General features: G+C 42.8%; 10 protein-coding genes and 1 pseudogene. 2 read left to right on the forward strand and 9 right to left on the reverse strand.

The annotated features are described in order from the left end of the window. Positions 1 to 209 precede the first annotated feature (209 nt). Entirely contained in the window at positions 210 to 1,283 is a 1,074-nt protein-coding gene (locus tag ACYPWY_RS14755) for a LacI family DNA-binding transcriptional regulator (protein ID WP_459686313.1), read from the reverse strand. Positions 1,284 to 1,690: 407 nt separating this feature from the next. Between ACYPWY_RS14755 and ACYPWY_RS14760 the strand changes: the two genes are divergently transcribed. Both ACYPWY_RS14760 and ACYPWY_RS14765 read left to right on the forward strand, forming a co-directional pair. Next, positions 1,691 to 3,169, forward strand: coding sequence for a hypothetical protein (locus tag ACYPWY_RS14760; protein WP_459686314.1), 1,479 nt, complete (start codon positions 1,691 to 1,693; stop codon positions 3,167 to 3,169). Between the two features lie 89 nt (positions 3,170 to 3,258). Beyond that, entirely contained in the window at positions 3,259 to 4,851 is a 1,593-nt protein-coding gene (locus tag ACYPWY_RS14765; RefSeq protein ID WP_459686315.1) for an OmpP1/FadL family transporter, read from the forward strand. A 215-nt stretch (positions 4,852 to 5,066) separates the two neighbouring features. Here ACYPWY_RS14765 and ACYPWY_RS14770 read toward each other — a convergent pair whose 3' ends face one another. The 8 genes and pseudogenes from ACYPWY_RS14770 to ACYPWY_RS14805 form a co-directional block, all read right to left on the reverse strand. Beyond that, positions 5,067 to 7,259, reverse strand: coding sequence for a glycoside hydrolase family 3 C-terminal domain-containing protein (locus ACYPWY_RS14770; protein WP_459686316.1), 2,193 nt, complete (start codon positions 7,257 to 7,259; stop codon positions 5,067 to 5,069). A gap of 19 nt (positions 7,260 to 7,278) precedes the next feature. After that, positions 7,279 to 8,271 (reverse strand): SDR family oxidoreductase, encoded by a 993-nt coding sequence (locus ACYPWY_RS14775; RefSeq protein ID WP_459686317.1) that lies wholly within the window; start codon positions 8,269 to 8,271, stop codon positions 7,279 to 7,281. A gap of 169 nt (positions 8,272 to 8,440) precedes the next feature. Then, entirely contained in the window at positions 8,441 to 8,611 is a 171-nt protein-coding gene (locus ACYPWY_RS14780) for a hypothetical protein (RefSeq protein WP_459686318.1), read from the reverse strand. Between the two features lie 432 nt (positions 8,612 to 9,043). After that, positions 9,044 to 9,325 carry a HigA family addiction module antitoxin gene (locus ACYPWY_RS14785; RefSeq protein WP_459686319.1) on the reverse strand — a complete coding sequence of 94 codons (282 nt, stop codon included), beginning with the start codon at positions 9,323 to 9,325 and terminating at the stop codon, positions 9,044 to 9,046. 38 nt (positions 9,326 to 9,363) lie between these two features. After that, positions 9,364 to 9,525, reverse strand: a pseudogene (locus tag ACYPWY_RS14790) (type II toxin-antitoxin system RelE/ParE family toxin); the annotation flags it as partial. A 123-nt stretch (positions 9,526 to 9,648) separates the two neighbouring features. Further along, entirely contained in the window at positions 9,649 to 10,353 is a 705-nt protein-coding gene (locus tag ACYPWY_RS14795; protein WP_459686322.1) for a carboxymuconolactone decarboxylase family protein, read from the reverse strand. Between the two features lie 3 nt (positions 10,354 to 10,356). Next, positions 10,357 to 10,506 (reverse strand): hypothetical protein, encoded by a 150-nt coding sequence (locus ACYPWY_RS14800; RefSeq protein WP_459686320.1) that lies wholly within the window; start codon positions 10,504 to 10,506, stop codon positions 10,357 to 10,359. 43 nt (positions 10,507 to 10,549) lie between these two features. Then, entirely contained in the window at positions 10,550 to 10,747 is a 198-nt protein-coding gene (locus ACYPWY_RS14805) for a helix-turn-helix domain-containing protein (RefSeq protein WP_459686321.1), read from the reverse strand. Positions 10,748 to 10,982 lie beyond the last annotated feature (235 nt).

Here is a 10,982-nt window from a genome sequence, read left to right on the forward strand (position 1 = left end):
AAATTGCCTTTTATCTTAAACCTTTCAAAGATCTCTTCTTTTAACGCTTAAAGGCCGATATTCGACCAAAGCGGATGCAAAAGTAATGCACTTATTCGCCCTTTCCAAATTATTTTGAGAGTTTTTTTCAAGAAAAATGCGGTAGAAAAATAACGGATAGCTCAAAAAACTATTAATCAATCTATTGAAGCGGGAAAAAAAATGAAATATTACAACTCATAATTGGCATAATATTCAATATTCTGTTTGATCAGAATATCAATGGGCATGTAATTGGCTTTTTCGGGCTTTTTGCCGAGAAGAAGTAGGTTACTTAAAGCCTTTACACCATTATATCCTTGAACATCAGACCGTTGAGACAATAAAAACGACACTTCGTTCCTTTTCAGGGCTTCCAGATTTTTTTCGATGGCATCATAACCTATCAGTTTTATGTTGTGAGCTATGGTCATTTTCTGAAACAGAATAGTTGCCAGCTCATGTATCCTCGAATTAAAAACAACGCCTCCCAAGAGTTCGCCTTTTTCTTCAATCAAGTGCGTAATTCGCCGCAATATCCGGGTATAATCGTCCGACAATTCTACATTATGAATCGTTCCCCTGTACCCGTTTTTATTCAGGTAATCGCGAAAACCCTGTTCTCGAATGTAGGTCTGCGCCGAATCTTTTTTGTTATTGGTAATCACTTTGGCAATAAAAATATCCCTATCCCTGCCTATATCATACATCACGAGCTTGGCCGCCACCGCGCCACTATTGTAGGAATCGGCGCCAAAATAAGCGATATTGTTCTGATCCATTATATTGGAGTCGATAAAAACGTATGGTATCTGCTTCTCGTCCAGCATGGCCGACAGCTCTACCGTGGGCTCTTTAAACAATGCGGCAATCAATACCGCATCGCACTCCATGCACTCAATTTTTCGTATCTGACTGATAAATGAGTCAACCTCGTATTGCTGAAAATACAGGTATTGAACGTCTATATTAAAATTGAGAAGTTCCTTCGATGCGCGTGTTATACCCGTATTGAGGACATCCCAATAGCCTCCTTTTTCGAAATAAGGAATCAACACCAATATGGTATAATGGCGTTTCATGGCCAACGAACGCGCAATAATATTCGGCTCGTAATTTATTTCTTTCAGCACTTTCTCTACTTTTTCTTTCTTATCGGGAGAAACTTTTCCTCTGTTATGCAACACACGGTCAACCGTACCGGGAGAAACTCCCGCTATTTTCGCAATATCTACTATTCTTATGTTTCTTCTATCTATGGACATGTTTTAAATTTTAGATTTCAGGATAGAGGGTGTCTCAAAAGTCTGTCATCCCGTGCTTGACACGGGATCTCCTAACAAACATTATCTAATTATCAGGAGATTGCGGGTCGGATCCCGCAATGACAACCTCATAAAAAGACTTATGAGACAGCCTCTACTCAAAAAAATATCTCTTTGCAAAAATAGTTTATCGGGGTGTTTAAATTCGCTATTTCTTTCCTTATTTATTTTTTTTAACAGAAAAATAAACAACGCTGGTAAGAATATCCAGTCTTGTACTAAAAGTATAGAATAATATCAGTATATTTGTTTGAAAAAAGAGAGCAGATTTTTAAACCTTTTCTTATACAAGGTGTCTATAAGGTAAACACGCTATACAAACATAAAATAAAAAAGGAGATTAAGCGATGAAAACAATTAGAGTATTAATACTTGCATCTTTGTTTCCGGTTTTGGGATTTTCCCAGAACTTTGGGGATGACATTTATGGAGATTCTCCTACCAAGCAAAAAAAGGCAGAAACAACAGAGAAAAAACAAGGAACGGCATACAGCAATTCCAATGTTAGTTCAACAAAAGTACTGGTTGTCAGAGACAACGGAGACGTAACGCTGGAAACAACCGGCAATGTAAACGTTGATGTGGACACCTACAATCGACGGGGCGGTGATGTAACCGTATATTCGGACGGAGAAGATTCGGTGTCGTACGACGAAGGTAACTTCGACGGTGAATACGAATACACCGACCGAATTGTGAAATTCCACAACCCCAACAACAGCGTCGTTATTGCCAGCAATAACGACATCAATGTATATGTACTAGACAACGTATATAGCGACTACTATGCACGGCGCAACTGGAGCTTCAATGTCAATTACGGTTGGGGTGGTTACTGGAACAGCTATTATCCCTGGTACGACCCGTGGTACAGCCCGTGGCATTATTCATGGTACGACCCATGGTATTACCACAGCCCCTATTATTACGGCTGGGGAGGATGGTACGGACATCATCATTACGGATACTACGGTGGCGGCTATTATGGAGGATACTACGGAGGCGGTCATTACGGAAGCGGACGTTATTACGGATATTACAGGCCGTACAACTACAATAGCAGAAATTCGTCCTACGGGCGATATTTAGCCGGAAGAAGTCCTGCATCAAGCAATGGACGGTATTCGTCTTCGGGCAGAGGTTCGAGCGACGGCAGATATTCGTCATCGGGCAGAAGTTCGGCTACAAACGACCGGTACTCGTCGGGTAGAACTACCAGCGGGAGAGACGGCAGCGTAAGTACCCGGCCGGCTTCAACATCAGGACGCGGCAGCAGCAATGGTAGCGTAAGCGCCAGACCGGCAACCGGCAACACAACTACCAGCGGACGCGGTTCGAGCAGCACGACCACTACCGGCAGAACAAGACCGGCAGCCGACAATTCTTCTTCGGAAAGAACAAGTAGCGGAAGAGGCAGCAGTTACGATACCAGTACCGGCGCCGGAACATCTTCGGGACGCGGTAGCAGCAGTGGCAGTGTAAGCACAAGGCCTTCGACAACTACAGGCGGCACAAGCGCTACCCCCTCGCGCCCAACCTACGACAGAAGTTCGGTGTCGGGCAGCAATTCGAGAAGTAGCAGTTCATCGTCTTCGGGCAGCAGTAGCAGCAGCGGCAGTTACAGTTCGGGACGTTCATCCGGCAGCAGTTCGAGTGCACCCTCCGGCGGATCGTACAGCAGCGGTTCATCATCAAGCGGAAGTTCATCTTCGTCAAGCTCAGGCTCGTATAGCAGCGGAAGCAGTTCCAGTTCGGGCAGATCGTCCTCCTCGGGTTCATCGTCCGGTGGAAGCAGTGGACGTAGCAGTAGCAGCGGTCGCCGATAAAAGATAAATCTAACGAAAAGCTGTTTTAATTATTGGAAGTTAAAGCAGCTTTTCAAAAGGAAGAAACAAGAAACAAAAAGAACAAAATTATGAAACGTTTATTTATAACAGCAAGCGCCATTTTCTTTTCTTTATCAGCTTTTTCTCAGGGCGAAATGGATGCTTTAAGATATTCGACCAATGATTTAACAGGCACAGCCCGCTCGGTGGGTATGGGTGGCGCTTTCGGAGCGCTTGGCGGCGATATATCGGGTATAGCGATAAACCCGGCCGGAATAGGAGTGTATAAATCATCGGAAGTTGTTGGAACATTGGATTTTCGCAATAATAATATCGAAACGCAATTAAATGCCGGAACTTTGGAGAAGAGCAAATTCTCTTTCAGTTTCGACAATATGGCCTTTGTTGGCGTCATCCCGACATACAACGAAGATGTTCCGCTCGTTAATTTCGGATTTTCGTACAACAGGTTGAAAACTTTCGACCAAAGTTATTCGATGCAAAGCCGGGGTTCGGAGAAATCCCTGACCGACCTGATGGCAAAAACGGCAAATGCCGACCACAATAGAGGCCTTGATTTGGGTGGAGGTATTCCGAGAGAGCCAAATTTTGGCTTAGCTTACGAAGATTGGTTGCCCGTGTTGGGATACAACTCTTACCTTATCAATCCCGACCAAAGTAGAAATTATAAACCTGTGCTTGATATTGGGGAAACCGTTGATAATATTTTGCACGTAAAAGAAAAAGGCTATATAAATTCGTTCGATTTCAACGGAGGTACAACCATATCCAATATCGTCAGCGTGGGACTTACGATTGCCGTTACAGACTTTGATTACCGTATTCATTCGTTTTATAACGAATCCTTTGACCAAAACAACGGATATTCGCTGACAAATACCTTGCAGACCAAAGGCGCCGGATTACAGGTGAAAGCAGGAGTTATCCTGAAGCCTGTCAATGAATTGCGATTGGGGATAGCTTATCATTCGCCAACATGGTATAAAATGACCAATTATTTTTCGGCAGGAATTAAACACGAATTTTCCAATTTTGTACCAGGCGACCTGCAAGCAGAATACCAAAACAGTTACAATCCTGTATCGGAGGTCTATACACGGGATTATGATTTCAAGACACCGGACAAGTGGACATTCAGTATTGCCGGCATTATCGCACAAACAGCTATCCTCAGCTTGGATTATGACCTGACAAACTACCAAAACATGAGTTTCGACGAACCCGATTCAAACGGATTTAATTCGTACAACAACGACCAAAACTTATACATAAAAGAAGACTTCAAGAGCTCGTCTTCCATCAGAGTTGGAGCCGAAATCAGGTTTACTCCCCAATTTTCGGGACGGGTAGGTTATTCCTGGGTCGAAAGCCCCGTGAAGGCGGTGTTGAGAGACGGAAGTTCAAACGCCTCACAACAAGATATATACGGTAGCTTGTACGTGCCTGATATGGGCGGCCCCATATCGCACTTCAGCTTGCCAAAGGATGCCAATTACTTCACTTATGGTTTGGGATACAAATTCACTCCCCAGTTTTATGGAGATATTGCATTTGTAATGAAAAGCCAGGACAGCGATTTGTATGCCTTTGGCGGAGCCAGCAAAGCCACTTACAAAAATAACTCGGTTAGCGGAGCGCTTACCTTTGGATATAAATTCTAAAACAAGCCCCCTTAATCCCCCGTGGGGGGAATACAGAAAATTAATAGGAGTTTGTCTCAAAAGAACGCAAATTACGCAGATTACACAAATTTACGCAAATAAATCATTGCATTTATTCTTATTTGATTGAATTTCAACAATATATAAATTGCGTAAATTTGTGTAATCTGCGTAATTTGCGTTCAATAATATTTTTGATACGTCCCCCTATTCTTTTACTTTATTTGCACTACTTTCTCCACCACGGCCAGCTTTTGCGCTTGGGTTTTAGACGGAGAGGTTCCACCGATATATAATTTCAATTTACCTTTATTTACTTTGCTGATGCCGTTAGCGTCCACCGAAGCTAATTCTTTTGGTGTAAGTTTGAAGCTTACTACCTGGCTTTGTCCAGCTTTCAGGCTGATTCTTTCAAAGCCTTTCAGGGCATATAAAGCTTTTGGACCGTCCACATCGGGATGAGAAACGTAGAGTTGCGCTACTTCACCGCCGTCTTTTTTGCCTGTGTTCGTTACTTTCACTTCCACTGTTAGTGTTTCATTAGCAGCTATTTGTGGCTTAACGTTTACTACTTCGTAAGCAAACTGGGTGTAGCTCAATCCGTATCCGAAAGGATAAAGCGTTTCGCCGCCAAAATAGCGATAAGTACGGTTTTTCATTTCGTAGGAATTGAACGGAGGCAGGTCGCTATCTTTCGCATAGAATGTAACCGGCAATTTACCCGAAGGATTGTAATCGCCAAACAACACGTCAGCAATAGCATTACCGGCATCTTGTCCGCCATACCAGGCATTGAGGATAGCAGGCACGTTGGCCGATTCCCAAGGAGTGGCAATCGCGCTTCCTGTCATCATCACAAAAACCAATGGAATATTTTCGGCCTGTATTGCCTGCATCAATTTGGTTTGCACTTTCGGCAACAGAATGCTGGTGCGGTCGCCACCGGCAAAGCCTTCCATTTTGACAGGCATTTCCTCGCCCTCAATTTTAGGCGATATACCACCCACGTAAATCACTACATCGTAGCCCTTCAGACGTTTGGCCAAAGCAGCAATCTCTTCGTCGCTCTTTTCGGAAGGGATAACAAAGTCAACCCCTTTTTCGTAGGTAATGGTTGTAGCTTTCAATTTGCTTTGTATCGCTTTCAAGGGCGTGCTTATAGTTGTCGGGAAACCGTTGTAGTTGCCTAAAACAGTTGTTGCATCGTCGGCATTGGGACCGATGACAGCCAGCTTTTTCAGTTTCTTGCTTAGCGGAAGAATGTTGTTTTCGTTCTTGAGCAACACGATAGACTCGCGGCTTATTTTACTTGCTAAAGCTTGGTGTGCAGGAGCTTCCAACACATCGAGACCTATTTTGGAGAATGGCGCCTTGTCGGCAGGGTCGAACATACCCAAGCGGAAACGGATAGTAAAAAGGCGTTTGAGAGAAACATCTATCTGGCCTTCGGTGATTAATCCCGATTTCACGGCATCTACCAATGCTTTGTAGGCATTCTGTCCGCAATCGATGTCCGTACCATGGAAAACGGCGTCGGCAGAAGCATAAGCTGCATTCGTATGGGTTTTGTGGTGGTTAAAAAAATCGTCAATCGCGCCACAGTCGGAAGTTACATAGCCGGTAAATTTCCACTTGTCGCGTAGTATTTCCTGCATAAACTGGTCGCTACCACAGCAAGGCTGCCCGTTGTAGGCGTTGTAGGCGCACATCACGCCGGCCACATTGGCATCCACCACCAAATCTTGGAAAGCAGGCAGGTAAGTATCCCACAAATCGTAATCGGAAACAAAGGTATTGAACGAGTGGCGGGTATTTTCGGGGCCACTGTGTACGGCGTAGTGTTTCGCACAAGCAGCCGCTTTCAGGTATTTAGAGTCGTTTCCTTGCAAGCCTTTTACAAATACTTTACCCAGCGAAGCAGTGAGGAAAGGGTCTTCGCCGTAGGTTTCCTGTCCCCGTCCCCAGCGCGGATCGCGGAAGATGTTGATATTGGGCGTCCAATAAGTCAGACCGTGGTAGATGCTGAAGTTCCCTTTAGAAGAAGCATCGTGGTAAATAGCCCGGCCTTCGTCTGAGATGGCCTCAGCAATTTGGCCAAACAGTGGCGTATCCCAGGCCGAAGCCATGGCAATAGCCTGTGGAAATACGGTTACTTTGTACTTGGTGCGTCCAATACCGTGCAGGCATTCGTTCCACCAGTTATAAGACGGGATGCCCAGGCGGTCTATCGCAGGAGCCGCATTCAGCATTTGCAACACTTTTTCTTCCAAAGTCAGGCGCGAAACAAGGTCGGAAACACGCTTATCGACTGGCAGATTGGAATCGTTGAATGGATAGCTAGTCTGCGCCCGCATAGTAGAGCAAAGGCAGATCAACAGCAAAAACGGAATAATTCTACTTGTTTTCATATTGATATTATTTATTAAATTAGTTAAAGCGTTCAATTATTTTATCGCACCAAGCATCAAACTCGGCATCGGGTTGTTGCAGTTCGGGGTGTTTCAGAATGTTTTCGATGGATTCTTTTATGCCCTGGTCGAAACGCTTCGTTGCCACAAAACCCGGAACCAGGGTTTTTAGTTTCGTATTATCGAACACAGCCGATACAGCCTTATCGCCCAACAAACCGCCATAAAAATCGTAGTCGCTATTGGCCGCCAGATATTCCGAAGCCACATGTACCGCTTTCAAGGGCACATTCAAGGCGCGTGCAATGCATTCGTATATCTGATTCCAAGTCAGTACTTCGTCCGAAGTAATATGTACCGCCTCGCCCAAGGCATGGATATTGCCTGTTAAACCGACAAAGCCCCTGGCAAAGTCGCTGTTGTGCGTCATTGTCCACAGCGAAAGACCATCGCCGTGAATAATCACCGGTTTGCCGTCTATCATTCGTTGCAAGACCTGCCAAAAGCCCTTCTTTCCCTTCACGCCCAATGGCGCCATGCGCTCATCGTAGGTATAAGTCGGACGAACAATCGTTACCGGAAACTGATTCGCACGGTATTCCTCCATGAGGTAATCTTCGCAGGCTATCTTGCTGCGTGCGTATTGCCAATAAGGGTTGGCTAAAGGCGTAGATTCGGTTATGATATAGTTTGACAACGGCTTTTGATAGACCGATGCCGAACTGATAAAGATGTATTGCCTGGTTTTACCCTTAAACAAACGCACATCCCGCTCCACATCTTCGGGCGTGAAAGCGATGAAGTCGGCTACACAGTCGAACGACAAGCCGGCAATGAGGGAGGCTACTTTCGCCTCATCCTGAATATCGGCAATAAGCGGATGCACTCCTTCGGGCAGCACATTGTTGCGTTTACCTCTATTAATAAGGTATAAGTCGTGCCCCTGAGCAATTAATAATTTGGATATGGCCGTACTGATAGTACCTGTTCCTCCGATAAAAAGTATTTTCATTTGTTTCTAAATTTTTAGATATTCTCTTATTTCTCTCTAAATTCTTTCGGCCCCTTTCCATAAAATTCGTGGAAAGAATTGGAAAAATGCGACAGGTTGGTGAAACCCACCGCGTAATCGCGTAAGGTGCAAGCCCATGCCAGTACCATGATTCGAGTTAGTTATCTTGCTATCTATCTGATAATAGCGCCCGGTAATAGTCTGCGAAAAACAACCAAGGTAACCCAACAGAGATAAGGCAATAATTCCAAGACGGCGTTTCATGAACTTTTAATCCATCGGCAAACTTATTGGCAATCTTGGCAGCGCCTAAAATGCCCCAGTTATACGTTTTTTTCATGGCGGTTTAAATCTACAAGGAATTAAGAAACTGCAACAAATATAAGTAGATAAAACATAAGAAGCAAAAGAAAATAATTAAATAAATGTAAATCAATATGTTATATATCATACGAAATACAATAAGAACACAACTGCATGCAAAGGCAATAAGCATTTATAAAATGCCCAATATCAGCCACTTTAATAAGATAAAAAGACCAATTTTGAGGATTAAAATTGGGTAGTTGTTTTTACAATAAGAATTGAGGGGAAGGAAATTTTTCAGGTTTCAGGTTCAAGATTTGAAGTAGAGACGTGGCGTGCCACGTCTCTTTATATAATACTGTTCCTTCCTGCAAGTCTGCACAAGACAAAGCATGAAAAATAAAAAACCTCCATTAGCGCAAGGTTGTAACTTGTACCTGATATTCAGGAAGTTTGCAATCCAAACTCAAAGCAATGCCGACAATTTCCGTACTTCGGCTAGGCGTTTGGCCAGTTTTTTGTCTTGTGTTGCCACTTGCAAATTATAATCTGTCTGCATTCCGACCAACATATATGCCGGAATTCCCAAAGCGGCTTCAAAAAGCATGGCTGTAGTTGTGGTAACCGGACGTTTGCCGTTCAATGTTTCATTGAGAGCCGTATATGGCAATCCCAATTGCTTGGCAACCTCTCTTTGCGATAAATGGCGGTATTCCAATTCATCTTTCAACAATTCACCCGGATGCACCGGACGAAACGGGAATCCTAAATTGCCCCATAATTATTCTATTTATAATGGTTTGTAATATCTATTAATGAACAAATTTCAATTCCAAGTATATCGTTCGGATCAACTATCTCACGAAATTCAAGGCGGTATTGATCATTGATACGCACGGAAGAAAGCCCCTGTTTGTTGCCTTTCAACTTTTCGTAATGCAACGACCTGTTAGGGTTCACTCAATAGAGTAAACAGCCTCATGTTCGTTAATTCATTCATAAGCACAAAATTTAAATTATTATTGATAATCAGGCTAAAGCCTTGTTTTATGCCGAATGATAGCTCTAAACTTATTGACTGCTTTCCTCCATTATAACCTCTTTCAGTATATTCGTTCCATTTATGGCGGCAGGGAAACCTGCATAAACAGTCATTAGTAGCATAATCTCTTTTATCTCTTCTTTGTTTATGCCAATATTTAAAGCTCCTTTAATATGAAATTTCAATTGTGGTTGTGAATTGCCCAATGTTGCCAAAGCGGCTATTGTAGCAACCTGACGATATTTTTTATCTAAATTTTCCCTCGAAAAAATATCTCCATATCCGTACTCTATCGTAAACCGGACAAGTTCAGGGGATATTTCTCCATAATTATCCCTTAGTATTTGTTCTTGCTCTTTGTTCAGAAGTGACAGATATTCAACACCGATTTTATACCTGTCCGGATTATTCCGAATCAAGAGATTTGTACCCTTTTTGTCGGTAATACCTTTCTCTAACCGCTCTTGCAAAACTTCTTTGAGAGCATTCATTGCATTTATACTTTTGGGAAATCCTGCATAGACAGACATTTGCAAGATTATTTCTTCGACTTCATTTATTGAACATCCAGAGTTTAATGCTCCATTCAGATGAACTTTTAATTGAGGAATTGCACCCTGTGCAATAAGGGAAGAAACTGCCGCAACTTCTTTTGTCTTATTATCCAAAGAGTTAAGGCTGTAAACATCTCCGAATGAATATTCGATAATAAAACGGGCTAAATCAGGAGAAATATTTTACAAACTATTTACTACATTTTCTCCGGCTTCTCCGTCGATTTCCTGTAACTTACTCCATCCGCGAGTATAACGTTCTGACTTTTCCATTTGTGAATACGCATTGAATACCGGCAATAGAGCCAGTATGATTAATACTAATTGCTTCATTTTTCTATCTTTTGCGCAAAGATAGGGTGGAAAAGAAACCGGATTACAGGACTTTTTTGCCTGTTTTTCGGTACTTTTTAAGGAAGTCGGACGGGGTGAGTGAGGTTTTCTTTTTGAAGATACGAGAGAAATAGGAACTGTCTTCAAATCCTAATCGGAAAGCGATTTCATTTACATTATGGTCGCTATACAGCAGAAAGCGTTTTGCTTCAGTTAATTTAATATCTAACAGGTATATCATTATGTGTAGGAGAGTCTTATAAACCAGCACTTTACGCTTTCATTTTTTCGTATGGGGTACGATTTAGAGCGTTTGCAGAGGTCTTTTTTGACTACGCTTGTCCTGCCCATGTCTGCATAAAACTACGGCACAAAATTACAACTATTTTTTCAATCAAACAAGAAAAACGCACAAAAAATCATATCTGAATATCAATTATTTAAGTGAGGTGCAAGGTGCAAGCGCATATTTATAT

Source organism: Viscerimonas tarda (assembly GCF_054601255.1).

What these genes read in the sequence shown, in the direction of transcription:
- ACYPWY_RS14780 (WP_459686318.1), bottom strand. Translation starts at nt 8,611, where the DNA reads ATGAAAAAAACGTATAACTGGGGCATTTTAGGCGCTGCCAAGATTGCC.
- ACYPWY_RS14805 (WP_459686321.1), bottom strand. Translation starts at nt 10,747, where the DNA reads ATGATATACCTGTTAGATATTAAATTAACTGAAGCAAAACGCTTTCTG.
- ACYPWY_RS14760 (WP_459686314.1), top strand. Translation starts at nt 1,691, where the DNA reads ATGAAAACAATTAGAGTATTAATACTTGCATCTTTGTTTCCGGTTTTG.
- ACYPWY_RS14755 (WP_459686313.1), bottom strand. Translation starts at nt 1,283, where the DNA reads ATGTCCATAGATAGAAGAAACATAAGAATAGTAGATATTGCGAAAATA.
- ACYPWY_RS14770 (WP_459686316.1), bottom strand. Translation starts at nt 7,259, where the DNA reads ATGAAAACAAGTAGAATTATTCCGTTTTTGCTGTTGATCTGCCTTTGC.
- ACYPWY_RS14765 (WP_459686315.1), top strand. Translation starts at nt 3,259, where the DNA reads ATGAAACGTTTATTTATAACAGCAAGCGCCATTTTCTTTTCTTTATCA.
- ACYPWY_RS14775 (WP_459686317.1), bottom strand. Translation starts at nt 8,271, where the DNA reads ATGAAAATACTTTTTATCGGAGGAACAGGTACTATCAGTACGGCCATA.
- ACYPWY_RS14800 (WP_459686320.1), bottom strand. Translation starts at nt 10,506, where the DNA reads ATGAAGCAATTAGTATTAATCATACTGGCTCTATTGCCGGTATTCAAT.